Annotated in this window: 22 protein-coding genes; all 22 read right to left on the minus strand. The window is 66.3% G+C overall.

Translation table 11 applies throughout. The annotated features are described in order from the left end of the window. Positions 1–92: 92 nt before the first annotated feature. The gene (gene tsf, locus D2K64_RS09770) at positions 93–1,004 is read right to left on the minus strand and encodes a translation elongation factor Ts (RefSeq protein WP_120008173.1); all 912 of its coding nucleotides are present in this window, start codon (positions 1,002–1,004) and stop codon (positions 93–95) included. A gap of 26 nt (positions 1,005–1,030) precedes the next feature. Next, positions 1,031–1,870, minus strand: coding sequence for a 30S ribosomal protein S2 (gene rpsB / locus D2K64_RS09775; RefSeq protein WP_238384111.1), 840 nt, complete (start codon positions 1,868–1,870; stop codon positions 1,031–1,033). A 242-nt stretch (positions 1,871–2,112) separates the two neighbouring features. Beyond that, a complete protein-coding gene (gene dnaE, locus D2K64_RS09780; RefSeq protein WP_120008174.1) occupies positions 2,113–5,571 on the minus strand; it encodes a DNA polymerase III subunit alpha in 3,459 nt (1,152 codons plus the stop codon). Between the two features lie 138 nt (positions 5,572–5,709). Next, positions 5,710–6,390 (minus strand): ABC transporter ATP-binding protein, encoded by a 681-nt coding sequence (locus D2K64_RS09785; protein WP_120008175.1) that lies wholly within the window; start codon positions 6,388–6,390, stop codon positions 5,710–5,712. Next, entirely contained in the window at positions 6,383–7,636 is a 1,254-nt protein-coding gene (locus D2K64_RS09790) for a lipoprotein-releasing ABC transporter permease subunit (protein WP_120008176.1), read from the minus strand. The genes D2K64_RS09785 and D2K64_RS09790 overlap by 8 nt, the downstream gene beginning before the upstream one ends. Positions 7,637–7,638: 2 nt before the next feature. Then, positions 7,639–8,961 carry a proline--tRNA ligase gene (gene proS / locus D2K64_RS09795; protein WP_120008177.1) on the minus strand — a complete coding sequence of 441 codons (1,323 nt, stop codon included), beginning with the start codon at positions 8,959–8,961 and terminating at the stop codon, positions 7,639–7,641. A gap of 292 nt (positions 8,962–9,253) precedes the next feature. Further along, positions 9,254–9,529, minus strand: coding sequence for a DUF1467 family protein (locus D2K64_RS09800; RefSeq protein WP_120008178.1), 276 nt, complete (start codon positions 9,527–9,529; stop codon positions 9,254–9,256). A 391-nt stretch (positions 9,530–9,920) separates the two neighbouring features. After that, positions 9,921–11,585, minus strand: a complete 1,665-nt coding sequence (locus D2K64_RS09805) for a ribonuclease J (RefSeq protein WP_120008179.1) — start codon at positions 11,583–11,585, stop codon at positions 9,921–9,923. Between the two features lie 204 nt (positions 11,586–11,789). Next, positions 11,790–12,530, minus strand: coding sequence for a biotin--[acetyl-CoA-carboxylase] ligase (locus D2K64_RS09810; RefSeq protein ID WP_120008180.1), 741 nt, complete (start codon positions 12,528–12,530; stop codon positions 11,790–11,792). Further along, on the minus strand, positions 12,527–13,945 hold the full coding sequence (gene nuoN / locus D2K64_RS09815; protein WP_120008181.1) for an NADH-quinone oxidoreductase subunit NuoN: 1,419 nt from the start codon (positions 13,943–13,945) through the stop codon (positions 12,527–12,529). The genes D2K64_RS09810 and nuoN overlap by 4 nt, the downstream gene beginning before the upstream one ends. Before the next feature lie 5 nt (positions 13,946–13,950). Beyond that, positions 13,951–15,462: an NADH-quinone oxidoreductase subunit M gene (locus tag D2K64_RS09820; protein WP_120008182.1), complete on the minus strand. Its 1,512-nt coding sequence runs from the start codon at positions 15,460–15,462 to the stop codon at positions 13,951–13,953. Next, entirely contained in the window at positions 15,459–17,375 is a 1,917-nt protein-coding gene (gene nuoL, locus D2K64_RS09825; protein WP_120008183.1) for an NADH-quinone oxidoreductase subunit L, read from the minus strand. Before nuoL ends, D2K64_RS09820 begins: the two co-directional genes overlap by 4 nt. 4 nt (positions 17,376–17,379) lie before the next feature. Further along, the gene (nuoK, locus tag D2K64_RS09830; protein ID WP_162306172.1) at positions 17,380–17,691 is read right to left on the minus strand and encodes an NADH-quinone oxidoreductase subunit NuoK; all 312 of its coding nucleotides are present in this window, start codon (positions 17,689–17,691) and stop codon (positions 17,380–17,382) included. Then, the gene (locus D2K64_RS09835; protein WP_120008184.1) at positions 17,691–18,395 is read right to left on the minus strand and encodes an NADH-quinone oxidoreductase subunit J; all 705 of its coding nucleotides are present in this window, start codon (positions 18,393–18,395) and stop codon (positions 17,691–17,693) included. Before D2K64_RS09835 ends, nuoK begins: the two co-directional genes overlap by 1 nt. Positions 18,396–18,526: 131 nt before the next feature. Next, complete coding sequence (gene nuoI, locus D2K64_RS09840) at positions 18,527–19,015, minus strand: NADH-quinone oxidoreductase subunit NuoI (RefSeq protein WP_120008185.1); 489 nt, start codon at positions 19,013–19,015, stop codon at positions 18,527–18,529. Between the two features lie 50 nt (positions 19,016–19,065). Beyond that, complete coding sequence (gene nuoH, locus D2K64_RS09845) at positions 19,066–20,076, minus strand: NADH-quinone oxidoreductase subunit NuoH (protein WP_120008186.1); 1,011 nt, start codon at positions 20,074–20,076, stop codon at positions 19,066–19,068. A gap of 6 nt (positions 20,077–20,082) precedes the next feature. Next, positions 20,083–22,143 carry an NADH-quinone oxidoreductase subunit NuoG gene (gene nuoG, locus D2K64_RS09850; protein ID WP_120008187.1) on the minus strand — a complete coding sequence of 687 codons (2,061 nt, stop codon included), beginning with the start codon at positions 22,141–22,143 and terminating at the stop codon, positions 20,083–20,085. 6 nt (positions 22,144–22,149) lie between these two features. Beyond that, positions 22,150–23,460 (minus strand): NADH-quinone oxidoreductase subunit NuoF, encoded by a 1,311-nt coding sequence (gene nuoF, locus D2K64_RS09855; RefSeq protein ID WP_120008188.1) that lies wholly within the window; start codon positions 23,458–23,460, stop codon positions 22,150–22,152. A 4-nt stretch (positions 23,461–23,464) separates the two neighbouring features. Then, entirely contained in the window at positions 23,465–24,094 is a 630-nt protein-coding gene (locus D2K64_RS09860; protein WP_120008189.1) for a complex I 24 kDa subunit family protein, read from the minus strand. Then, positions 24,091–25,308: an NADH-quinone oxidoreductase subunit D gene (locus D2K64_RS09865; protein WP_120008190.1), complete on the minus strand. Its 1,218-nt coding sequence runs from the start codon at positions 25,306–25,308 to the stop codon at positions 24,091–24,093. The genes D2K64_RS09860 and D2K64_RS09865 overlap by 4 nt, the downstream gene beginning before the upstream one ends. After that, complete coding sequence (locus tag D2K64_RS09870) at positions 25,305–25,967, minus strand: NADH-quinone oxidoreductase subunit C (RefSeq protein WP_370764667.1); 663 nt, start codon at positions 25,965–25,967, stop codon at positions 25,305–25,307. The genes D2K64_RS09865 and D2K64_RS09870 overlap by 4 nt, the downstream gene beginning before the upstream one ends. Next, positions 25,960–26,520, minus strand: a complete 561-nt coding sequence (locus tag D2K64_RS09875; protein WP_120008192.1) for a NuoB/complex I 20 kDa subunit family protein — start codon at positions 26,518–26,520, stop codon at positions 25,960–25,962. Before D2K64_RS09875 ends, D2K64_RS09870 begins: the two co-directional genes overlap by 8 nt.

Here is a 26,520-nt window from a genome sequence, read left to right on the forward strand (position 1 = left end):
AGCACACGTCCTGGTCAACAGCAGAGCCGGCGCTGCGGTTCAACGCAGCGCCGGCTCCGATTTTCCGGCCCAGGAAGCGGGCCGGCCAGTTATCAGGGAGTGCCGGCGGCGGCGGCGACCTCGGCGGCGAAGTCGCTCGTCTCCTTCTCGATGCCCTCGCCGAGCTGGAAGCGGGCGAAGCCCGTCAGCTTGGCGCCGGCCTTCTGGACGATCGAGCGCACGCGGCTCTCGCCGTCATGCACCCAGACCTGCTCCAGCAGCACCACTTCCTCGTAGTACTTGCGAACGCGGCCCTCCACCATCTTCTCGATGATGTTATCGGGCTTGCCGGAAGCACGTGCCTGCTCGGTCAGCACGGCCTTCTCCCGCTCCAGCGCGGAAGGATCGACGGCGCCGACCTCCAGCGCCTCGGGGCGGGTGGCGGCGACGTGCATGCCGATCTGGCGACCCAGCGATTCCAGCGCCTCCAGCTCGGAAGCGGCCTCCAGGGCCACCACCACGCCGATCTTGCCCAGGCCCGGCTTCACCGCCGAGTGGACATAGGTGGCGACGCTGCCGGACGGCACGGTCAGCCGCTTGGCGCGGCGGATCGTCATGTTCTCGCCAATCGTGGCGATCAGCCGGGTCAGCTCGTCCTGCACCGAATGGGTGGTCCCGGGGAAGGTGGCGGCCTTCAGCTGCTCCACATCGTCGCCGACGGACAGGGCCAGCCCCGCCACCTCGGCCACGAAGTTCTGGAACAGCTCGTTGCGCGCCACGAAGTCGGTCTCGGCATTCACCTCGACCATGGCCGCCACCTGCGGGCCAGTGGCGGTGCCGATCAGCCCCTCGGCGGCCACGCGGCCGGACTTCTTGGCCGCGGCGGCCAGGCCCTTCTTGCGCAGCCAGTCGATGGCGGCTTCGGCGTCGCCGTTGTTTTCCACCAGCGCCTTCTTGCAATCCATCATGCCCGCGCCGGTCTTCTCGCGCAGGTCACGCACCATCGCGGCGGTCACGTCAACCATGAGCTTCTCCTGTCTGACGGTCTGGTTCAGGACTGGCTGGCAGTGACGGAGGTGTTCTCGCCCAGCAGCGCATCGGCCTCGGCCAAGGCTCCGCCCTCGACGCCCTCGGCGACCTCGACAGGCAGATCCTCGGCCGGCAGCTCCTCGCCCGCGCCGACATCGACGCCGGAGGCCTGCAGCTCGGCGGAGATGCCGTCGAACACGGCGGCGGCGACCATGTCGCAATACAGGTTGATGGCGCGGATGGCGTCGTCATTGCCCGGGATCGGGAAGGCCACGCCCTCGGGATCGGCGTTGGAGTCAACCACGGCCACCACCGGGATGCCCAGCTTGTTGGCTTCCTCGATCGCCAGCTTCTCCTTCACTACGTCGATGACGAAGATGATGTCCGGCAGGCCGCCCATCTCACGGATGCCGCCCAGCGCGCGGTCGAGCTTCTCGCGCTCGCGCGTCAGCATCAGGACTTCCTTCTTGGTGAGGCCCTGGGTATTGCCGCCGAGCTGCTCGTCCATCTGCTTCAGGCGCTTGATGGAGCCCGTGATAGTCTTCCAGTTGGTCAGCATGCCGCCGAGCCAACGGTGGTTCACGTAATACTGGCCGCAACGGGTCGCGGCGTCGGCGACATACTCGGCGGCCGACTTCTTGGTGCCCACGAACAGCACGCGTCCGCCACCGGCGACCACGTCGCGGATGGTGCGCAGCGCGCGGTCCAGCATCGGCACGGTCTGCTGCAGGTCGAGGATGTGGACCTGGTTGCGCACGCCGAAGATGTACGGCGCCATGCGCGGGTTCCAGCGGCGAGTGTGGTGGCCGAAATGGACACCGGCCTCAAGCAGCTGGCGCAGGGAAACCTCTGGCATCGCCATGGTGGCGGTCCTTCCTTCGATGGTAGCCCGGTTGAGCCTCCGCGGCGCTGTACCCGGGAAGACCCCCGGGACCGGACCCTGGCACCATGAGGGTGGAAGGGCGCACCGCGTGCGGATTTGCCTCGGCGCGGGACCACCCCGCGACGGGCGGCGGTGCTATGCCACAGCGCACGGGGACGAAGCAAGGCCTGCCGGCATCCCGGCGGCGCGTCGGAACGGGATGAGCGGCGGGAAAGCCGACCTCAGCCGGCCTCCACATGGGCGACGCCCGGCAGCACCTTCATCACCTGCGCCAGCCGCGGCGATACGTTGTAGGCGCCGGGCAACAGCATCTCCAGCTCCTGCCCCGATCCCAGGCGCGGGATCAGCGACACGCGGCCGCGGGCCGGACCGCCGCCCCCCGCCTCGCGCCGCAGCAGGTCGCGGATCGGGCCGATGGCGCCCTCATCCTCGATGAACAGGCGCAGCGTCTGGCCGACCCCGGCGGCCGCCTTGTCGAGCGGCTCCAGCCCCTGCGCGGTCAGCCGCAGGGTTTCGCCCTCCATTTTGGCCTCGGCGGTGATCAGGATGGCGCTGCCCTCCACCAGCAGCGGACGGTTCTTCAGCAGCACCTCGGAGAACAGCGTCACCTCGGTGCTGCCGCTGGCGTCGGACAGCCGCACCCAGGCCATGCGGCTGCCGGTGCGGGTGGTGCGCTCCTTGCTGTTCACCACGGTGCCGGCGATCTTCAGCACGCCGACACCCGCCTCGGCCCGGACCTGCAGCTGGGCGATCGGCGTCACCCGCAGCTTGGCCAGTACGTCCCTGTAGGTGTCGAGCGGGTGGGCCGAGAGGTGGAAGCCGATGGCCTCGGCTTCCTGGCTCAGCCGCTCCAGCTCCGGCCAGTCCGGCGTGTTCGGCATGCGCAGCGGCTCGGGACGCGAATCGCCGCCGCCGAACAGGCCGATCTGGCTGGAGGTGCGTTCCTCGGCACTGGCCTGGGCGCGGCGCAGGATCACCTCGGCCGCCATGGTCATGCGGGCGCGGTTCTTTTCCAGGCTGTCGAAGGCACCGGCGCGCGCCAGGTTCTCCAGCTGCATCTTGTTCAGCAGCTTCGGATCGACCCGCCCGGCGAAATCGGCAACGGATTCGAACGGTCCCCTGATGTCCCGCGCCGCCACCAGATCCTTCATCGCCTGCTGCCCGACGCGCTTCACCGCGGCCAGCGCGAAGCGGATGGCCTGCTTGCCGTCCGGCGCCGCTTCCACCCGGAAATCCGCCGCCGAGCGGTTCACGTCCGGCGGCAGCACCGCGATGCCGAGGCGCGACGCCTCCTGCATGTGGTTGGCCAGCTTTTCCGTCTTGTCCATGTCCAGCGTCATGGACGCCGCCAGGAAGGCCACGGGGTGATTGGCCTTCAGGTAGGCGGTCTGATAGGCGACCAGCGCGTAGGCGGCGGCGTGCGATTTGTTGAAGCCGTATTCGGCGAACTTCTCCATCAGGTCGAAGATCTCGCCGGCCTTGCCTTCCGGCACGCCGTTCTTCACCGCGCCATCGACGAAGATCTTGCGCTGCGCTTCCATCTCGGAGCGGATCTTCTTGCCCATGGCACGGCGCAGCAGGTCGGCGCCGCCGAGCGAATAGCCCGCCACGTCCTGGCTGATCTGCATCACCTGCTCCTGGTAGACCAGGATGCCGTAGGTTTCCTCGACCAGGTGGCGCATCGAGGGATGCACCGGCTCCCACGGCTCGCCATGTTTGCGGGCGCAATAAGCGGGAATATTGGCCATCGGGCCGGGACGGTAGAGCGAAACAGCGGCGATCAGGTCCTCGAAGCGGTCAGGGCGCATCATGCGCAGGCATTCGCGCATGCCCTGCCCTTCGAACTGGAACACCCCGGCGGAGTCGCCGCGCGCCAGCATCTCGTAGCTTCTGGCATCATCCAGCGGAATGCAGGCGAGGTCGATCTCCACCCCCTGCCCGCGCAGGATCTCCACGGCGCGCTCCAGCACCGTCAGCGTCTTCAGGCCCAGGAAGTCGAACTTCACCAGCGAGGCGTTCTCGACATATTTCATCGAGTATTGCGTCACCAGCATCTCGGAACGCGGATCGCGGTACAGCGCCACGGTGTCGATCAGCGGCTTGCGGCCGATCACCACGCCGGCCGCATGGGTGGAGGCGTTGCGGTACAACCCTTCCAGCACCAGCGCGGTTTCCATCAGCCGGTGCACCGTTTCGTCGGCGTCGCGCATCTCCTGCAGCCGCGGCTCGCCGTCGATCGCCTGTTGCAGCGTCACCGGCTTGGCCGGGTTGAACGGGATCAACTCGGCGATCTTGTTGACCTGGCCGTAGGGCATGCCCATGACCCGGCCGACGTCGCGTACCACGGCCTTGGCCTGCAACCGGCCGAAGGTGATGATCTGCGCGACGCGATCCTCGCCATATTCGCGCCGCACATACTGGATCACCTCGTCCCGCCGGTCCTGGCAGAAATCGATGTCGAAATCCGGCATCGAGACGCGCTCGGGGTTGAGGAAGCGTTCGAACAGCAGGCCGAAGCGCAGCGGGTCGAGATCGGTGATCAGCAGCGCCCAGGCGGCCACCGAGCCGGCGCCCGATCCACGGCCCGGCCCCACCGGGATGCCCTGCTGTTTGGCCCATTGGATGAAGTCGGCGACGATCAGGAAATAGCCCGAGAAGCCCATCTTCTCGATAACATCGAGTTCGAAGGCCAGCCGCTCGCGGTACACGGCACGCGCCTCGGGCGAATTGGGCGTGCCCTGCGCATCGAGCCGTGCCTCCAAGCCGCGCGCCGCCATGTCGCGCACCGTCTCGGCCTCGGTCATGCCGGGCTGCACCTTGGGGCAGATCGGCAGCTCGGGCTTGCGGGTTTCCGCCATAACGGCGCAGCGGCGGGCGATCGCCAGGGTGTTGTCGCAGGCTTCCGGCAGGTCCGCGAACAGCGCGCGCATGGCCTGCGCCGACTTGAAATAATGCTCCGGCGTCAGGCGACGGCGGTCCGGCTCGGCCAGGGTGCGCCCTTCGGCGATGCAGAGCAGCGCGTCATGCGCCTCGTACATCGCGGCCTTGGCGAAATAGATGTCGTTGGTGGCGACCAGGGGCAGCCCGGCCTTGTCCGCCAGGGCCACCAGGGCGGGGTCGAGGCTGCGCTCGATCTCGGCGCCGTGCCGCGTCAGTTCCACCGCCAGCCGGTCGCCGAAGCTTTCCTTGAGCGCGTCGAGCAGTTGCATGGCCGCGTCGCGCCGCCCTTCCACCAACAGCCGTGCCAACGGGCCGCAACCGCCGCCGGTGAGCAGGAACACCCCCTCGGCATGCTGCTGCAGCAGCTCCAGCGTCACGGTGGGCTTGCCGCTGGGATCGTCGCGCAGGAAGCCGTGCGAGGACAGGCGCTGCACGTTCTCCAGCCCCTGAGCATTGGTGGCCAGTGCGACCACGGCATCGGGGGCGAGTCGCGCCACCTCCGGCCGCGGATCGGTGGCGGCCCGGCTGAGCCAGAGCTGGCAGCCCATGATCGGCTGCACGCCCTTGCCGGAGCACGCCTTGGCGAATTCCAGCGCGCCGAACATGTTGGCCGTATCGGTCAATGCCAGGGCCGGCATGCCCTCGGCCCTGGCCAGATCGGCCAGTTTCTCCGCCTTGATCGCCCCTTCGGCCAGGGAATAGGCGGAATGAACATGGAGATGGACGAAGCTGCCGGTCATGGTCCGGCTTCTAGCATGCCATCGGCCGCGCCGCAGCCGTTCCGCGACACCGCGTGCATCGCTTGCGGGCCCGGATCCCGGCCCGCCGCTGCCGCGATCCGAGCGGCGGCACTGCTCCGCCGCCCTGAGGAGGCCCTCTCAGGCTGGAACGATGCGCCCCTCGCGCAAGGTCACCACCCGGTCCATCCGGGCCGCCAACTCCGGGTTATGGGTGGCGATCAACGCCGCCACGCCGGCGCCACGCACCGCTTCCAGCAGCTGCGCGAACACCCGGTCGGAGGTCGCCACGTCGAGGTTGCCGGTCGGCTCATCCGCCAGCAGCAGTCCCGGCCGATTCGCCAGGGCGCGGGCGATCGCGACGCGCTGCTGCTCGCCGCCCGACAGCCGGCCGGGGCGGTGATCTTCACGACCCTGCAGGCCGAAGCTGCCCAGCAGGTCGCGCGCGCGGGCGGTCGCCGGCTTCTCTGCGGCGCCGTTCGCCATCTGCGGCAGCACCACGTTCTCCAGCGCCGTGAATTCCGGCAGCAGGTGGTGGAACTGGTAGACGAAGCCGATCGACCGGCCCCGCAACGCACTGCGCGCCTCGTCGCCCAGCGTGCCGGCGGGCCGGCCGTCGATGAACACCTCCCCCGCATCTGGTCGCTCCAGCAGTCCCGCGAGGTGCAGCAGGGTGGATTTGCCGGTGCCGGACGGCGCCACCAGGGCAACGATCTCGCCTGGATGCAGTGCCAGCTCGGCCCCGCGCAGCACCGGAAGCTCGCCCGCCTCCGTGCGGAACAGGCGCTCCACCTTGTCGAGGCGCAGGCGTGGCTCACTCATTGCGCAGCGCCTCCACCGGATCGGTCCTGGCGGCACGCCAGGAGGGATACAGCGTCGCGAGCAGGGACAGGCCAAGGCCCATCAGCACGACCTGGACCACCTCGTCCGGGTTTACCACTGCCGGGAGGCGGGTCAGGAAGTAAACCTCCGGGCTGAACAGCTGGGTGCCGGTGAGGGATTGCAGAAACTGCCGGATGCTCTCGATGTTGAGGCAGAACACCAGGCCGAGGATGAAGCCGATCAGCGTGCCCAGCACGCCGATCGAGGTGCCGCACAACAGGAAGATGCGCATGATCGCGCCGGAGGTCGCGCCCATGGTGCGCAGGATGGCGATGTCGCGCCCCTTGTCCTTCACCAGCATGATCAGCGACGACACGATGTTGAAGGCGGCGACGATGATGATCAGCGTCAGGATCAGGAACATCACGTTCCGCTCCACCTGGACCGCGGCGAAGAAGGAGGAGTTGCTGGCCTGCCAGTCCAGCACCCGGAACGGCATCGGCTGCAGCGCGCGCACGATCTCCTGCGTCACCGGGCGCACTTGATCGGGGTTGTCGACGAACACCTCGATCTGGGAGGCGGCGTTGCGCAGCTGGAAATAGATCTGAGCCGCCGGGAGGGGCAGGAAGACGTAGGACGAATCATACTCGTTCATCCCCGCCTCGAACATCGCCACCACCGTGTAGGCGCGCAGCCGCGGCACGGTGCCGATCACCGTGGCGCGGCCCTGCGGCGATACGAGCGTCACCTTGTCGCCGATGTGCACGCCGAGTTTCTGTGCCAGCCGGGTGCCGATCAGGATGGCATCCTCGCCCTGAAACTCGTCGAGGCTACCGGCACGGATGTTCCCCGCCAGCAATGGCCGCTCCCGCAGATCTTCTGGCTTGATGCCGCGCGCCAACCCGCCCGTGGCGCCGCCGGCCTCGCTGGTCAGCAACACCTGCCCTTCCACGATCGGCGTCGCGGACAACACCCCGGCCAGCTTGCGCACCCGCTCGGCAATGTCGTCGTAATTGCGCAAACCATTGGAGTCGGCGGCATAGATCCCGAGATGGCCGTTCAGCCCAAGAATGCGGCCCAGCAATTCCTGCCGGAACCCGTTCATCACGCTCATCACGATGATCAGCGTGGCGACGCCCAGCGCGATGCCCACCAGCGAAAAGGTGGCGATCACCGAAACGAAGCGCTCGCCCTTGCGCGCCCGCAGGTAGCGGAATGCGACTTTTCGCTCGAAGGCTCCGAACATGCTCAGTGGCCCGACGGGACCGGATGCATTCGCCGCAGCGCTTCTTCCAGGGACACTTCCTCGCGCTCGCCGGTGGCGCGCCGCTTCAGCTCGATCTTCTCGTTGGCCGCGCCGCGCGGCCCGATGATCGCCTGCCACGGGTAGCCTGCGAGGTCGGCGTCGTTGAACTTGACGCCAGCCCGCTCACCGCGGTCGTCCAGCACCGCCTCCCCCGGCAGCGAGGCGTAGAGCTTCTCGCACAGCATGTCGCAGCCGAGGTCGCCCGGCTTCAGGTTGAGGATGGCGCAGCGAAACGGCGCCACGGCCTCCGGCCATTTGATGCCGGCCTCGTCGTGATTGGCTTCGATGATGGCGCCGAGCAGGCGGGACACGCCGATGCCGTAGGAGCCCATCTGCGGCACCAGCGGATTGCCGTCCGTTCCGGCCACGCTAAGGCCCATCGCCTTGGAATACTTGTCGCCGAAGAAGAAGATGTGGCCGACCTCGATGCCGCGGGCCGAGACCTGGTTCTCGGCGCCGAGAGCATTCCAGGCCGCCTCGTCATGCATCTCGTCGGTGGCGGCGTAGCGGCTGGTCCAGAAATTCACGGTGGGATCGAGGTCGCCTTCGTAGTCCGGCTTCTGCGCCAGCACGTCGAATTCCAGCAGGTCCTTGTGCAGGTAGACCTGGCTCTCGCCTGTCTCGGCCAGGATGATGAACTCATGGCTGAGGTCGCCGCCGATCGGCCCGGTGTCGGCCCGCATCGGGATGGCCTTCAGCCCCATCCGCGCGAAGGTGCGCAGATAGGCCACGAACATCTTCTTGTAGGACAGTCGAGCAGCGTCCGCGTCCAGGTCGAAGGAATAGGCGTCCTTCATCAGGAACTCGCGGCCACGCATGACCCCGAAGCGTGGGCGGATCTCGTCCCGGAACTTCCACTGGATGTGGTACAGGTTGCGCGGCAGGTCGCGATAGGATTTGGCATAGGACTTGAAGATGTCCGTCACCATCTCCTCGTTGGTCGGGCCGAAGAGCATCTCGCGCTCATGCCGGTCGGTGATGCGCAGCATCTCCTTGCCGTAATCATCGTAGCGGCCGGACTGGCGCCACAGTTCGGCGCTCTGGATCGTCGGCATCAGGATCTCCTGCGCGCCGGCGGCGTCCTGCTCCTCCCGCACGATCTGGCTGACCTTCTGCAGCACGCGCAGGCCCAACGGCAGCCAGGCATAGATGCCGGCCGAGGTCTGCCGGATCATGCCCGCGCGCAGCATCAGCTTGTGCGAGGCGATGGCTGCCTCGGCAGGGACTTCTTTCAGGGTAGGCAGGAAGGCGCGGGAGAGGCGCAAGGCTCGGGCTCCGGTGTAACAGGCGCGCGGAGGGTAAGGGCGTCGCTGACAATGCGCCAGGGGTGTTACCGCCCGGCATGTTGAGCAAAAAAAGGGCCACACCCTGAGGTGCGGCCCGAGTTTAGGGAGGAAACGCCAGTCACACGGCAGGAAGAGAACCAGCTCTCTTCCTGTCCTTGATCCTGTCGTCAGACGTTTTCTGCCGCAATGCAAAAACCAGCCAAAATCGCCGCTAATTTGGGCCTTCGTTCTTCAGAAGATCAAAAAATTGGCAGATGCCGCAAGATCTGCCCTATTTCTTCTCATCCAATGTTAGTGACAAACTGCCGCCTGGACGGAAGCTAAGCCAATCGCTCTGGATCACCGCGAAGAGGCCAGCGAAGATCAGGCTGGCCGCCAATGTCGTCCACAGCAATTTCCGGCCGATCTGGGGGGCCTCCGGGGCGCCGCGCCAACCACCCGCCGCGGCGTCGCCATCATGGTCAGGGCGCACACCAATCGGCAGCACGGCGAACAGCACCACCCACCAGACCATTACGTACACCATCACACCGGTGAACCAGTTCACCTCATCCCCCTTCCTCTGCGGCCTAACAAAGATCCGTACATCCCCTGGGCCATTGGCCTGGGTCGCTCGGTGGTCGTTCATCCGGCTCAGCCATGGCACGGGCGATGCCGACCAGATATCGCGCACCACCCGGATGGCTGCGAGCCGCATCGTGCCATGACCCGCGGCGGCCGGCCGGGTTATACGAGCTGGACTGCACCGGGCCCGACCTGCCGATCCAGCAAGGTCGGCTCCCTGCTTCCCGGCACCCTGCCGTCCCGGCGCATGACCAGGGTGCGGCGCCCGGTCCGGTCGAGCGAAGCGATGAAGCAACAGGCGGATCAGCCGGCTGATCCGCCTGCCCGGGCCGGACGACACCGGGGCATCGTGTCCCGGCTCCGGATGGCGGAACTCAGACCCGCAGGATGTGGACCTCGACGCTGGGACGCTTGCGCAAACGGCGCCCGACGGCCTTGCGCAGCGCCGTCCGGGCCGCATCCCGCAACAGGTCGTCGGTTTCCTTCAATGGCCGCGGCAAGTCAGTGACCACGCGCGCCAGCTCGTCGGCCAGCTGTCCAGGCTCCACATCGCCCATCTCGAACAAGCCCGGCGCTGAGACCTGCGGCGTACCCAGCACCCGGCCGTCCTGGTCGACGGCCAGCGATGCCACCACCACGCCGTTGAACAGCATCTTCCGCCGGGCCCCGAGCACCGCCCCTTCCAGCGGCAGAAGTCGGTCGCCATCCACCACCAACTGGCCGGTCGGCACGCCTTCCACTACATCCGGCGCGGCATTGCCTGACAAGGGCGCCAGCCGCAGCACGTCGCCATCCTCGACCAGAACCGGGGTGGACCCCATCTCCTTGGCCAGCGCCGCGTGTTCCTGCAGGTGGCGCCATTCGCCATGCACCGGCACGGCGTAGCGCGGCTTCACCAGGGAATACAGCCGCTTCAGCTCGTCGCGCGCCGGATGGCCGGACACGTGCACCATGTGGTCGTCGGCCGTCATCACTCGGCAACCGCCGCGGGCCAGTTCGTCCTGCATGCGCAGGATCGCCTTCTCGTTGCCGGGGATCATGCGCGAGGAGAAGATCACCGTATCACCTTCCCCGAGCGAGATGCGCGGGTGGGTGTCGGCGGCGATCTTCGCCATGGCCGAGCGTTCCTCGCCTTGGCTGCCGGTGCAGATGATCAGCAGCTGGTCATCGGGAACGTCATCCGCCTCATCTTCCGACAGGAATGGCGGCACGTTCTGCAGGTAGCCGCATTCGCGCGCCGCGGCCTCGGCGTTGCGCAACGAACGGCCGAACAATGCCACCCGCCGCCCCGCGGCCTGAGCGGCCAGGGCGATGGTTTCCACCCGTGCCACATTGGTGGCGAAGCAGGTGATCGCGACCCGGCCCTTGAGTTGGCGGATCAAGGCCTTCATCGACTGCCGGACATCGGATTCCGAGCCGGAATGGCCTTCCACCAGCGCATTGGTGCTGTCGCACACCATGGCCAGCACCCCGTCCCGCCCGAGTTGCTCGAACGCCGCCTCATCTGCCGGCTGGCCGATCAACGGATCCGGGTCCAGCTTCCAGTCACCGGTGTGCAGCACCGTTCCGTAGCGCGTGGTGATGGCGATGGATTGCGGCTCGGGCACCGAATGGGTAACGCGGATGAAGCGGATGCCGAACGGACCGAGTTCCAGCGAACCGCCCAGCGGAACCGTCACGAGCTTGACCTGGCCCATCAGCCCGGCTTCGCCCAGCTTGCGCTTCAGCACCGCCATGGTGAACGGGCTGGCGTAGATCGGGCAACGCAGCTGCGGCCAGAGCGGCGCCACGGCCCCGATATGATCCTCGTGGGCATGGGTGATCACCAGCCCGACCAGTCGGTCCCGACGATCGGCCAGCCAGCCCGGATCAGGCACCATCACCTCGGCTTCGGGATTGTCGGCGCCGCCGAAGCCCAGGCCGCAATCCACGGCCAGGAGTTGGCCGTCGCAACGGTAGACGTTCAGGTTCAGGCCGATCTCGCCCGTCCCGCCCAATGGAATAAAGGCGAGATCGTTGTCATTCTGGATCAAGTTCATTCTGTCTCACGGATGTTGTTTTTGTTGCAGCGTATGTGGAACGGATGAGGCCCCTCGGGGCGAAACTCTGCGGCCCTCGTGCCTCGTGCCCATCGGAGGCGCCGGCGCGTCAGGCAAACTGTCACGATAACAAATAGGATGGTGAAGCGGCTGCGCCAACAGGGGCGGCAGGCGCTGTTTGCAATCCTGCGCTTCGGGCAGGTGTCAGCCGGCGACTTCACCGGACATGAAAGCACGATCCCGGTCACCGATCCGCAGCAACAGGCGGCCATCCTCGGCCAAGCCCATGAAGATGCCGTGCCACGGGGTGCCGCCCTGGAACAGGCTCAACTCCGTTCCAACCTTTGGGCCGCGCGCCAGCCAAGCTTCATGGACGCAGGCAAAGCCCTCCCGTTCCAGGCGCCCGCGCCACGCAGAGAGCCGTCGCAGCAATGCCTGGGCGAACAAGGCCGCTTCGGGGGGGTGCGCGATGAAAGCGGCCAGGCTGGCGGTCCGGCGGTCCGGCAGTTCCGGCGCATGAGCCAGGTTGACGCCGATTCCGAGGACGAGCCACTCCAGGGTGCCGTCGCCGTCGCTCGCCGCATCGGTCAGGATGCCGGCGCATTTGGCGCCATCCAGCAGAAGATCGTTTGGCCACTTCAGGGTCAGCGGGGTCCCGGGCGGCAACTCGGCCGCAACGGCATCGGCCAATGCGACGGCCGCTAGCAGGGACCATCGCGGCAGAGCCTGCGCCGAACCGCCGGGACGCCAGAGCAGAGAAAGGGCCAGATTGCCGGCTCCCGAGCGCCAGAGGCGGTCCTGCGTGCCACGTCCGGCAACCTGCCGGCGGGCCAGAACGGCCAGCCCTTCCGGCTCGCCGGCTGCGGCAGCGGCCAGCACCAGGTCCTGGGTGCTGGCCAGCTCATCATGGACGCTGAGGCGCCAGGGGGCGCCGGCGCCGCTCACCCCACCAGCGCAGCGACGGCGGCCTGGGCGGCGGCCAGGAAGGGCGTCGGGAACAGGAAGAAGAACACGGTGAACAGCCCGGTTCCCGCCAGCACCACGGACAAGCTGGGTGGACGGGGGTCCAGCGCCTCGCCGCTGTCGAAATACATCACCTTGATGACGCGCAGGTAGTAATAGGCCGACACGGCCGAGGACAGCACGCCGACCACGGCCAGGGTCCAGTAGCCCCCCTGCACCGCCGCCAGGAACACGTAGAGCTTGCCGAAGAATCCGGCCAGCGGCGGGATGCCGGCCATCGACAGCATGAACACCGTCATGGCCAGGGCCATGGCCGGGTCCGTCCTGCCGAGCCCCGCAAGGTCATCCACGCCTTCCAGGGCCCGGCCATCACGACGCATCGCCACCAGCACGGCGAAGGCGCCGACATTAGTGAACAGGTAGATCGCCATGTAGAGGAGCAGGCCGCGGATGCCCATCTCGCTGCCGACGGCGAGGCCGATCAGCGCATAGCCGACATGGCCGATCGAGGAATAGGCCATCAGCCGCTTGATGTTGCGCTGTCCGATGGCGGCCAGGGAGCCCAGCACCATGGAACAGAGGGAGGCGATCAGCAGCACCTGCTGCCATTCCACCGCCAGCTCGGCGAACGGGCCGGCGACGACGCGGGTCAGCAGGGCGATGGCGGCCACCTTCGGCGCGGTGGCGAAGAAGGCCGTCACCGGGGTTGGCGCGCCTTCATACACGTCCGGCGTCCACATGTGGAACGGCACGGCCGAGATCTTGAAGGCAAGCGCCGCCAGCACGAAGACCAGGCCGATCACCAAGCCGAAGGGCGCCCCCTCGCTGCCGGCAATGGCGTCCGCAATGCCGTCGAAGTTGGTGGAGCCGGAGAAGCCATACACCAGCGACGAACCGTAGAGCAGCAGGCCGGAAGCGAGCGCGCCCAGCACGAAGTACTTCAACCCGGCTTCCGCGGAGCGCGCGCTGTCACGATTGAAGGCGGCGATGACATAGAGCGACAGCGACAGCAGTTCGAGCCCCAGATAGAGCGCGATCAGGTCGTTGGCAGAGACCATGATCATCATGCCGACCGTGCTGAACAGTATCAGGATGGCGAATTCGAAGCGCGCCAGCCCTTCCTTGCGGTTCCAGTCCATGGCCAGCACGAGGCCCAGCGCGCCGCCTGCCAGCACCAGGATCTTCATGAACTTGGTGAAGGCGTTGGACACGTATTGGCCGAGGAAGGCCTCGCCCTCGGGTTGCGCCACCACCAGCACCCCGGCCAGCAGCAGCGCACCCAGCACGGCCATGCCGGTGGCGAAATCGGTGTCGCGCTTCGGCAGCACGCCCACCGCCAGGATCACCAGCCCGGCCATCGCCAGAACCAGCTCGGGAAGGATGAGGGTCCAGTTCATGCCACTCACATCCCGGCCAGGCGCGGCAGGGCCATCGCGGCCTCATGCCGGGTGACGAGCGCCGCCACGCTGACCTCAAAGAAGGAAAGGAAAGACGATGGGTAGATGCCCATCCACAAGGTCAGCAGGATCAGCGGCGCGAAGGTGACGTATTCGCGCGGGCTGAGATCCAGCAGGGCCTTCAGGTCCTCGCGGCTGATGCGGCTGAAGACCACCCGCCGGTACAGGTACAGCATGTAGCCCGCACCCAGGATCATGCCCAGCGCCCCGCCGAAGGCGACCCAGGGATTTGCCTGCCATGCGCCGACGATCACCAGGAACTCGCCCGGGAAGCCCGCGGTGCCGGGCAGCGCGACAGAGCCCATGGTGAACAGCATGAACACCATGGCGTAGGACGGCATGATCTTGGCCACACCGCCGTAGCGCGCGATCTCGCGGCTGTGCACCCGGTCGTACAACACGCCGACGCAGAGAAACAGCGCGCCGGACACCACGCCGTGGCTCAGCATCTGGAAGATGGCGCCTGATAGGCCCTGATGGTTCAGGGTGAAGATGCCCATGGTCACGATGCCCATATGCGCCACCGAGGAATAAGCAATCAGCTTCTTCATGTCCTCCTGCGCCAGGGCCACCAGGGAGGTGTAGACCACCGCGATAACGGACAGCGCGAAGATCAGCGGCGCGAACCATTCTGTGGCCTGCGGCAGCAGCGGGATGGAGAAGCGCAGAAAGCCGTAGGCGCCCATCTTCAGCAGCACGCCGGCCAGGATCACCGAGCCTGCCGTCGGCGCCTCGACATGGGCGTCCGGCAGCCAAGTGTGCACCGGCCACATCGGCACCTTCACGGCGAAGGAAGCGAAGAAGGCCAGGAACAGCCAGACCTGGACCGAGGGCGCGATCTGCAGGTTCAGGATCGCCGGAACGGAGGTGGTGCCGGCCTCGAACCACAGCAGCAGCATGGCCAGCAGCATCAGCAGCGAGCCGAGCAGGGTATAGAGGAACAGCTTGTAAGCGGCGTAGACGCGCCGTGTGCCGCCCCAGATCCCGATGATCAGGAACATCGGGATCAGCACGCCTTCGAAGAAGATGTAGAACATCACCACGTCGAGCGAGGCGAACATGCCCACCATCATCGTCTCCAGGACGAGGAAGGAGATCATGTATTCGCGCACGCGACTCTGCACCGCTTCCCAGGACGACAGGATGCAGATCGGTGTCAGCAGGGTCGAGAGCAGCACGAACAGCACCGAGATGCCATCCACGCCCATGTGGTAGCCGAGGCCGAACTCCGGCATCCAGCTGATCTGCTCCACGAACTGGAAGTCAGCGGTGGATTTGTCGAACTGGAACCACAGGATCAGCGACAGCCCAAAGGTGATCAGGCTGGTCCACAGCGCCGTCCAGCGGGCATTGGCGGCAACCACCGCCTCCTCCCCGCGGACGAACATGATGATGCCCGCCCCCAGCAACGGCAGAAAGGTGAGCAGCGAGAGCAGGGGAAAACCCGCGGCGTTCATCGGCCGACCCCGAACACGAAGATGGATACGAACAACACAAGCCCGATGATCATGGCGAAGGCATAGTTCGCCACCCGCCCCGACTGCAGCCGGACCATCCGGCCCGAGGCCTGCATGGTCAGCGCCGCGGCACCGTTGGGCATGCCGTCGATGATCTTGGCATCGCCCGTCTGCCACAACACGCGCGCCAGGGCACGGGCGGGGCGGACAAAGATGCGGTCATACAATTCGTCGAAATACCACTTGTTCAGCAGGAACTGGTACAGCCCCGGCATCGCGGCGGCGATCCGCCCCGGGATGCCCGGCATGAACATGTAGAACACATAGGCCAGCACGATGCCGGTCACGCCCACCACGGTGGGCGCCAGCGGCACCCATTCGGGCACCTCGTGCGCCTCATGCATGATGTGGTTGTGCGGCGCATTCACGATAGCGCCGTTCCAGAACTCGGCCCAGTGATGGCCGACGAAGTTCTCATAGAAATAGGCACCGGTGAACAGCGCGCCCACCGCCAGCACCAGCAGCGGGACCAGCATCACCGCCGGACTCTCATGCACGTGCTCCATCGTGTGATGGTCGGCGCGCGGCCTGCCGTGGAAGGTCATGATGATCAGGCGCCAGGAATAGAAGGCGGTCAGGAAGGCGGCCAGGATGCCGCAGATGAACGCGTACATCGCCGTCCAGCCATGCCCGGCGAAGGCCGCCTCCAGGATCATGTCCTTGGAATAATAGCCGGCGAAGTAGGGCACGCCGGCCAGCGCCAGCGAGCCGATCCAGAACATGGCATAGGTGACCGGGATCTTCTTCCAAATCCCGCCCATCTTGCGGATATCCTGCTCGTCCGACATGGCATGGATGACCGAGCCGGCCCCCAGGAACAACAGCGCCTTGAAGAAGGCGTGCGTGAACAGGTGGAACACGGCCGCCTGGTAGGCGCCAACGCCGACGGCGAAGAACATGTAGCCGAGCTGCGAGCAGGTCGAGTAGGCGATCACCCGCTTGATGTCGTTCTGCACCATGCCGACCGATGCCGCGAACAAGGCCGTGGTGGCGCCAATCACGGTGACGAAGCCCAGCACGTTGGGCGCGTATTCCACCAGGGGCGACATGCGCGCCATCAGGAACACGCCGGCCGTGACCATGGTGGCCGCGTGGATCAGGGCGGACACCGGCGTCGGGCCTTCCATGGCGTCCGGCAGCCAGGTGTGCAGGCCGATCTGCGCCGACTTGCCCATGGCGCCCAGGAAGAAGAACAGGGCGATCAGCTCGATCACCGGGACCCCGGCGAAGGTGGTGGGCTGCGCCGCGGCGACACCCTGGAAGATGCCGTCGAACTCGATGGTGCCGAAGGTCCAGAAGGTCAGCGCCATGCCGAGCATGAAGAACAGGTCGCCCACCCGGTTGACGATGAAGGCCTTCATCGCCGCGCGATTGGCGCTCTCGCGCTCGTACCAGTAGCCGATCAGCAGGTAGCTCGCGAGGCCGACGCCTTCCCAGCCGAAGAACAGCTGGAGGAGGTTATCGGCGGTCACCAGCATCAGCATCATGAAGGTGAACAGCGACAGATAGGCGAAGAAGCGCGGCTGGGTCTCGTCATGGGACATGTAGCCCACGCTGTAGAGATGGATCATGGTCGAGATCAGCGTGACCATGCCCACCATCATCGCCGCGAGCGTGTCGTAGCGCAGCGCCCAGGAGAGCTGCAGACCGCCGACATCGAGCCAGGTGACGATGTCCACCGTGGTGGGCGCATGGTTGAAGCCGACCTGGATGAAGGCCGAGATCCCGCACAGCGCGGCGAGCGCCATGCAGACCACGGTCACCCACTGCGCCAGCTTGTCGCCCAGCCAGCGGCCGAAGAAGCCGCAGATGCAGGCCCCCAGCAGGGGAAAGAAAACAGCACCGACATACATGGCTTCAGCCCTTCAGGGTGGAAATGTCTTCCACCTCGATGCTGCCGCGATTGCGGAAGTAGATGACGACGATTGCCAGGCCGATGGCGGCCTCGGCCGCCGCCACGGTCAGCACGAACATGGCGAAGACCTGCCCGGTGAGATCCTGCAGCGCGGCGGAGAAGGCTACGAGGTTCAGGTTCACCGACAGCAGGATCAGCTCGATCGACATCAGGATGACGATGATGTTCTTCCGGTTCAGGAAGATGCCGAGGATCCCGAGCACGAACAGGATCGCGCTGACAGTCAGGTAATGGCCGAGGCCGATGCTCAACATCAGTGATGCCCTCCCCCGGAATGGCCGGGATCGTCATGCGCGACGGCCTTGGGCTTCGGCGCCTCGGGCAGCTTGCGGCGGGTGATGCCCATGGTGGCGAGGCCAGCACCGGCCGGAACCTTGGTCAGAACGACCGCCTCCGCACGGGCCACCTGCGTGGCGATGTCCTGGCGCTTGCTGTCGACCGACTTGTCGCGCAGGGTCAGCACGATGGCGCCGATCATGGCAACCAGCAGGATCAGCCCGGCGACCTGGAACAGGAAGACGTAATCCGTATAGACCAGCCGCCCCAGCGCTTCGGTGTTGGAAACGCCCGGCTCCACCGGCACGACGTTCATCCGCAGCGTCGCCGCATCCGGCGCGAACTGCCAGGAGCCGTACACGAAAAGCAGCTCCAGGAACAGGATGGCCCCGATCACGCCGCCCACCGGGGCGTAGCGCTGAAAGCCCTGCCGCAGCTGCGTGAAGTCGATGTCCAGCATCATGACGATGAACAGGAACAACACGGCCACGGCGCCGACATAGACGATCACCAGGATCATCGCCAGGAACTCGGCGCCGGCCATCAGAAACAGCGCAGAAGCGTTGAAGAAGGCCAGGATCAGGAACAGCACGCTATGCACCGGGTTCCGGCTGGTCACCACCATGACCGCCGAGGCGATCAGGATGGCTGCGAAGACGTAAAAGGCGAGAGCGGCGATCATCGCGGCCCGCCCGCGTGCAGATGCTGCATCATGGCACCGTTCCAAGAAATGAACCGCCCTGGCAGGAGGACGGGGCCGTGCTGGAGAGCCTCGGGGATGTCACGGCCGGTTCCACCCCCGAAGCGTGGCGTTCAGCGGTAGGGGGAGTCGAGCTCGAGCCGCTTGGCAATCTCCGGTTCCCAGCGATCACCATTCGAAAGCAGGCGGTTCTTGTCGTAGAGCAACTCGGCCCGGGTCTCGGTGGCAAACTCGAAGTTCGGCCCCTCGACGATGGCATCTACCGGGCAGGCTTCCTCGCACAGGCCGCAATAGATGCATTTGGTCATGTCGATGTCGTACCGCGTGGTGCGGCGTGACCCGTCCTCGCGCGGCTCGGCCTCGATGGTGATGCACAGGGCCGGGCAGACCGCCTCGCACAGCTTGCAGGCGATGCACCGCTCTTCCCCGTTCGGGTAGCGCCGCAACGCGTGCTCGCCCTTGAAGCGGGGGGACAGCGCCGTCTTCTCATAAGGATAGTTGATGGTCGACTTCTTGCTGAAGAAATACTTCAGCGTCAGCGCCATGCCCGAGACCAGCTCGGTCAGCAGCAGGCTGCGCGCCATCCGGTCAAGCGATGCCATCTCTCACCTCATCGCGCGGAGCAGGCCCGCGCCACTCATCTTGGAACAGGTCATGCCGGCAGCCACCCGGCCAGCTTCAGAACAAAGGCCGTCAACACCAGCCAGATCAGGCTGAACGGCAGGAACACCTTCCAGCCCAGGCGCATCAGCTGGTCATAGCGGTAGCGGGGGAAGGTCGCACGCACCCAGACAAAGGTGAACATGCACAGACAGATCTTCAGGATGAACCAGATCGGCCCGGGCAGCCAGTTGAAGGGGGTGATGTCCATCGGCGGCAGCCATCCACCCAGGAACAGGGTGGTCGTCATGGCCGACATCAGGAACATGTTGGCGTATTCGCCGAGGAAGAACAGCGCGTAGGTCATGGAGGAATATTCCACCATGAACCCCGCCACCAGTTCCGACTCGCCCTCCGCCAGGTCGAAGGGCGGGCGATTGGTCTCGGCCAGGGTCGAGATGAAGAAGATGATGAACATCGGGAAGAGCGGAATGAAGAACCACACCGTCTTCTGTGCCAGAACGATCTGCGTCAGGTTGAGCGAGCCGACGCAGAGCAGCACCGTGACGATCACGAGACCCATGGAGACCTCGTAGCTCACCATCTGCGCCGCCGAGCGCAGCGCGCCGAGAAAGGCGTATTTCGAGTTCGACGCCCAGCCAGCGATGATGATCCCGTACACGCCGAGCGAACTGACCGCGAACAGGTACAGGATGCCGACATTGATGTCGGCGATCGCCCAGCCCTCGTTCACCGGGATCACCGCCCAGGCGATCATCGCCAGCATGAAGGTCAGCATCGGCCCGAGGATAAACAGCGCCCGGTTGGCGCCCGACGGGATGATGGTTTCCTTCATCAGCATCTTCGCGGCATCTGCAAAGGGCTGCAGCAGGCCCAGCGGGCCCACCACGTTCGGGCCAACGCGCATCTGCATCGCCGCCATGATCTTGCGCTCGGCATAGGTCATGTAGGCAACGGCGATCAGCAGCGGCACCAGCATCGCCAGCGTCTGCAGCGCCGTGATGATGAGCACCCCGAACGGGGAGGCAAGGAAGGCTTCCATCAGGGCTTACTCCGCCGCCAGCCGCGGCGCGGGATCGTTGTAGATGCGGCTGCACTGGGCCATCGTCTCTGAGGCCCGGCTCACCGTGTCCGCCAGCCAGTAATCCGCGAGAGGCAGGGTGAAGGCCGCCTCGCCCATGGCGCCGCTCGCCCGCGGACCGGAGCTGTCCGCGCAGCCGCCAGCAACGCGTCCATCCACCACGCCGAAGATCGGGTTGAAAGCGACCATCCGCTCGCGCAGCGCGTCCAGCGTGTCGAACTCCAAAGCCACGTCCAACGCGGCGCCGGCGGCACGGATGATGCGCCAGTCCTCCTTCGCCTCCCCCGGCGGGAACAAGGCCAGTCGGCCCCGCTGCACCCGCCCTTCGGTGGAGACGTAGGTGGCGTCCTTCTCGGTATAGGCGGCGCCCGGCAGGATCACGTCCGCCCGGGCAGCGCCCCGATCGCCGTGATGGCCCTGATACACCACGAAGGTGTCGGACGGAATCAGGGCGGTGTCGATGTCGTCGGCGCCCAGCAGCCAGAGGGCCTGCAGGCCGCCCTGCAGCATGCCGGCCACGTCGCGACCGCCCTCGCCCGGCACGAAGCCCGCATCCAGCGCGCCGACCTGGCCGCCGAACAGGTGCAGCACGTTGAAGCCGTGCCACTCCGGTGTCAGCGCCCCGAAGGCCTTGGCCAGATCCCAGGCTGCCGCCAGGATCGCGGCACCATCCGGACGCGCCAGCGCCGCCCGCCCGACGATCACCATCGGCTTCTTGGCGGCCTTCAGCGTTTCCGCGAAGCCGAGGCTGCCATCCATCAGGCCCGCGATGGCCAGTGGGCCCTCGCCCAGATGTTCCGCATTATAGGTGAGGTCGAGGCCCTGCGGCCCGATCTGCGCCACCTTCATGGAGCCGGACGCCCAGCGCTTGCGGATGCGTGCATTCAGCACCGGCGCTTCCCGGCGCGGGTTGCTGCCGATGATCACCAAGGCATCAGCCTCGTCGATCCCGGTGATGCCGCTGTTGAAGAGGTAGAAGTCGCGGCGCGAGGTGTCGATCGCCGCGCCATCCTGGCGGCAATCGGTGTTGGCCGAACCCAGACCCCGCATCAGCGCGCGCAGGGCAAAGGCGCTCTCGGCATCCACCAAGTCGCCGGCGATGGCGCCGACCTGGTCGCCCTTCAGCCCGTGCATCTTCTCGCTGATCACCGAGAAGGCTTCTTCCCAGCTGGACTGGCGCAACTTGCCGTCCCTGCGCACCCAGGGACGGTCCAGCCGGCGCCGCTTCAGCCCGTCAAAGGCGAAGCGGCCACGATCGGCCATCCATTCCTCGTTCACATCCTCATTGGTGCGCGGCAGGATGCGGACCACCTCCGGCCCGCGCGTGTCGACGCGGATGTTGGTGCCGGTGGCGTCCAGCACGTCCACGCTATCCGTCTTCCGCAATTCCCAGGGCCGCGCCACATAGGCATAGGGACGGCTGGTCAGCGCGCCAACCGGACAGATGTCGATCAGGTTGCCGGACAGCTCGGTGGTCAGCGCCTTCTCGACATAGGTGCCGATCTGCAGATCCTCGCCGCGGCCGGTGGCGCCCAACTCCGGCACGCCCGCGACCTCGGTCGCGAAGCGCACGCAGCGGGTGCACTGGATGCAGCGGTTCATGATCGTCTTGACCAGCGGGCCCAGGTACTTGTCCTTGACCGCCCGCTTCTCCTCCATATAACGGCCGCCCTGGCCGCCATAGGCTGTCGCCTGATCCTGCAGATCGCACTCGCCGCCCTGGTCGCAGATGGGGCAGTCCAGCGGATGGTTGATCAGCAGGAACTCCATGACGTTGCGGCGGGCGTTCCGGACCATCGGGCTGTCCGTGAACACCTTCATGCCGTCCGCCACCGGATAGGCGCAGGAGGCCACCGGCTTCGGCGCCTTCTCCACCTCGACCAGGCACATGCGGCAATTGCCCGCCACGCTCAGCCGTTCATGGTAGCAGAAGCGCGGGATCTCCTTGGCCGCGGCCTCGCAGGCCTGCAGCACGGTGGCACCGTTCGGGACCTCGATCTCGATCCCGTCGATCGTGACCTTCGCCATGGCGTGTTACTCCGCGGCGAGCGGCATGGCGCCGCCGCTCTTCTTGGCCTTGTAGGCCGCGATGCGCTCTTCCATCAGCGGCCGGAAATGCCGGATCAGGCCCTGCACCGGCCACACGCCGCCATCGGCCAGCGCGCAGATGGTATGGCCCTCGATCTGGCGGGTCACGCTCTCCAGCACGTCGATCTCGGCGATCTCCGCCCGCCCCTCGACCATGCGGTCCATCAGGCGCTTCTGCCAGCCCATGCCCTCGCGGCAGGGGGTGCACTGGCCGCAGCTCTCGTGCTTGTAAAACTGCGCGAGGCGCGCGATCGCTCTGATGATGTCCGTGGACTTGTCCATCACGATCACGCCCGCCGTGCCGAGGCCCGATTTGTGCTCGCGCAGCGCGTCGAAGTCCATCAGCACGTCGTCGCAGATATGCTTCGGCAGCAGCGGGGTCGATGAACCGCCGGGAATCACCGCCAGCAGGTTGTCCCAGCCGCCGCGCACCCCGCCGGCATAGCGCTCGATCAGCTCCCGCATCGGGATGCTCATCTCGGCTTCCACGTTGCAAGGCTTGTTCACGTGGCCCTGGATACAGAACACTTTGGTGCCGCTGTTCTTCGGCCGGCCGAAGGAGGCGAACCAGGATGCGCCGCGCCGCAGGATCTCCGGCACCACCGCGATGGTTTCCACGTTGTTCACCGTGGTCGGGCAGCCATAGAGGCCGACGGCGGCGGGGAATGGCGGCTTCAGCCGCGGCATGCCCTTTTTGCCCTCGAGGCTCTCGATCAGCGCCGTTTCCTCGCCGCAGATATAGGCGCCCGCGCCGCGATGCACGTAGAGATCGAAATCCCAGCCAGAGCCAGCTGCGTTCGGCCCGAGCAGGCCGGCCTCGTAGGCCTCTTCGATGGCGGCCTGTAGCACCAGGTGCTCATTGTAATATTCGCCGCGGACGTAGATGTAGCCGGCATGCGCGCCCATGGCGACGGCGGCGATTAGGCATCCCTCGATCAGCGTGTGCGGATCGTTGCGGATGATGTCGCGGTCCTTGCAGGTGCCCGGCTCGGATTCGTCGCAGTTCACTACCAGATAGGAGGGCCGCCCATCGGGGCTCTCCTTCGGCATGAAGCTCCATTTGAGGCCGGTCGGGAAGCCGGCGCCGCCACGGCCGCGCAGGCCGGACTGCTTCATTTCCTCGATGATCCAGTCGCGGCCCTTGGCAATGATGCCGGCCGTCCCGTCCCAGTTGCCGCGCCGCCGCGCCTCCGTCAGCCCCCAATGATGGATGCCGTAAAGGTTGGTGAAGATGCGGTCCTTGTCGCTCAGCGCCATGGCGTCACTTCCCCTCCGCCAGCGGGATGTCGAGCAGCGTCTCGGGTCCGCCTTCCGGCGCGCTGCACAACCGTCCCCTGGCGCTGCCCGGCTTGGGCCGATCGCCACGCTTCAGCGCCTCGATCAGCTGCACCGTGCTGTCGTAATCCAGGTCCTCGTAATAATCGTCGTCCACCTGCAGGATCGGCGCGTTCACGCAACCGCCCAGGCATTCCACCTCTGTCATGGTGAACAACCCGTCGTCGCTGGTGTCGCCGTAGCCCTTCAGGTGTCCCGCATCGCGGCAGGCACGCGCCACCTCGTCCGAGCCGCGCAGCCAGCACGGCGTGGTGCCGCAGACCTGCAGGTGATACCGGCCGATCGGCTTGGTGTTGAACATGAAGTAGAAGGTCGCGACCTCGTAGACGCGGATCGGCGCCATGCCGAGGCGCAGCGCCACCTGGTCCATTGCCACGCGCGGCACCCAAGCGCTGCCGGTCTGCCGGCCCATCTGCTTCTGCACGACGTAGAGCAGCGGGATGACCCCGCTGGCCTTCTTGTTCTCCGGGTACCGCTTCAGGATCGTGGCGATCTGTGCCTCGCTCTGCTCGTCAAAGGCGAAGCTGACGGGTTCCTGGTGCTGGGGCGCGCTCACCGGTCGATCTCTCCGAACACGATATCCAGGCTGCCGATGATGGACACGGCATCGGCCAGCATGTGACCCTTGGACAGCTTCTCCATCGCCTGCAGATGCGCGAAGCCGGGCGAGCGGATCTTGCAGCGATAGGGCCGGTTGGTGCCGTCCGCCTGCAGGAACACGCCGAACTCGCCCTTCGGCGCCTCGACCACGGTATAGGTCGAGCCTTCGGGCACGTGGTAGCCCTCGGAATACAGCTTGAAATGGTGGATCAGCGATTCCATCGACCGCTTCATGTCGGCACGAGTCGGCGAGGCAATCTTGCTGTCCTGCACCTTGATCGGGCCGCGCGGCATCTGCGCCAGGCACTGCTTGACGATCTTGTGGCTCTCACGCATCTCCGCCACTCGGACCAGGTAGCGCTCGTAGCAATCGCCATGGCTGCCGACCGGGATGTCGAAATCGATCTGATTGTAGACATCATAGGGCTGCGAGCGACGCAAATCCCAGGCGCAGCCGGAGGCGCGGAGGCACGGGCCGCTGAAGCCCCACGCCATCGCCTCCTCGGCCGTGATGATGCCGATATCGACGGTGCGCTGCTTGAAGATGCGATTGCCGGTCAGCAGCCGCTCGATATCGTCCACGAATTTCGGGAACTGCTCCGCCCACGCCGCGATGCGGTCGGTCAGGCCAGGCGGCAGGTCCTTCACCACCCCGCCGGCGCGGAAGTAATTCGCGTGGTAGTGCGAACCCGACGTCGAATCATAGAACTCCAGCAGCGCCTCGCGCTGCTCGAAGCCCCACAGGCTCGGCGTGGTGGCGCCCACATCCAGGGCGTAGGTGGTGATGTTCAGGATGTGGTTCAGCAGGCGGCTGATCTCAGCGAACATCACGCGGATGTACTGGGCGCGGATCGGCGCCTCGATCCCGAGCAGCTTTTCCTGCGCCAGGACGTAGGCGTGCTCCATGCACATCGGCGCAACGTAATCCAGGCGATCGAAATACGGGTTCGACTGAAGGTACGTCTTGTACTCGATGAACTTTTCGGTACCGCGATGCAGCAGGCCGATATGCGGGTCGGCCCGCTCCACCACCTCGCCCTGCAGTTCCAGAACAAGGCGCAGCACGCCATGCGCGGCGGGATGCTGCGGCCCGAAATTGATGGTGTGACTGTCGATCTCGACCGTGCGGGTGCCGCCGGCGGCCGGAGTGTCTTCGGTGCTGAGGCTCATTCGCGGGTGATCCGGTTGAGATGCACCTTCTCGTCGCCGGGCAGCGTGGTCATGCCTTCCCAGGGCGAGAGGAAATCGAAGTTGCGGAAATCCTGCTGCAGCTTCACGGGCTCATAGACCACGGCCTGCCGCTCAGGATCGTAGCGGACCTCCACATAGCCGGTCAGCGGGAAGTCCTTGCGCAGCGGGTGCCCCTGGAATCCGTAATCGGTCAGGATGCGGCGCAGATCGCTCTGCCCCTCGAACACCACGCCGTACATGTCCCACGCCTCACGCTCGAACCAGGTGGCGGTGGGCCAGAGGTCGGACACGGTCGGCACCGGCTGCACCGCGTCGGTCTGGGTGATCACGCGGATGCGGTGGTTATGCGTCAGCGACAACAGGTTGTAGACCACGTCGAAGCGCTCGGCCCGCTGCGGCCAGTCCATGCCGCAGATGTCCATGCACTGCTCGAAGCCGAAATCGGGCTTGTCGCGCAGCAATTGCAGCACGGCGTGCAGGGCCTCGCGGCGCACCCGGATCTCCGGCTCTACACCGCGCGCCAGCTTCGATTCCGTCACCACGCCATCCGGCAGAGTGGACAGCACGGCATTCAGCAACGCCTGCTGCGGAGTCGGTGGCGTCAGCTCGGCCGGGAGGGTCTGGTTCTCATCAGCCACGGAGAATGCTCCCGGTGCGGCGGATTTTCTTCTGCAGCTGCAGAATGCCGTAGACCAACGCCTCGGCCGTCGGCGGGCAGCCCGGCACATAAACGTCCACCGGCACGATGCGATCGCAGCCGCGCACCACGCTGTAGGAGTAGTGGTAATAGCCGCCACCATTGGCGCAGCTGCCCATGGAAATCACCCAGCGCGGCTCGGCCATCTGGTCGTAGACCTTGCGCAATGCGGGCGCCATCTTGTTGGTCAACGTGCCGGCAACGATCATCACGTCCGACTGCCGGGGCGAGCCGCGCGGAATCACGCCGAAGCGGTCGAGGTCGTAGCGTGGCATATAGGCGTGAATCATCGGCACGGCGCAGCACGCCAAGCCGAAGGTCATCGGCCACAGGCTGCCGGTGCGGGCCCAGTTCACCACCTTGTCCAAGTTGGCGACGATGAAGCCCTTGTCCTCCATCTCCTCGGTGACGCCTTTCACCACGGCGTCCTGCTCCGCCCCAGGCTGAAGCGCCTGCTTGTTCCAGGCGAGGTCGTTGCTGCTGGTGCTGCTCAT

It is taken from the genome of Teichococcus vastitatis (genome assembly GCF_003604215.1).
Classification (GTDB): domain Bacteria; phylum Pseudomonadota; class Alphaproteobacteria; order Acetobacterales; family Acetobacteraceae; genus Pseudoroseomonas; species Pseudoroseomonas vastitatis.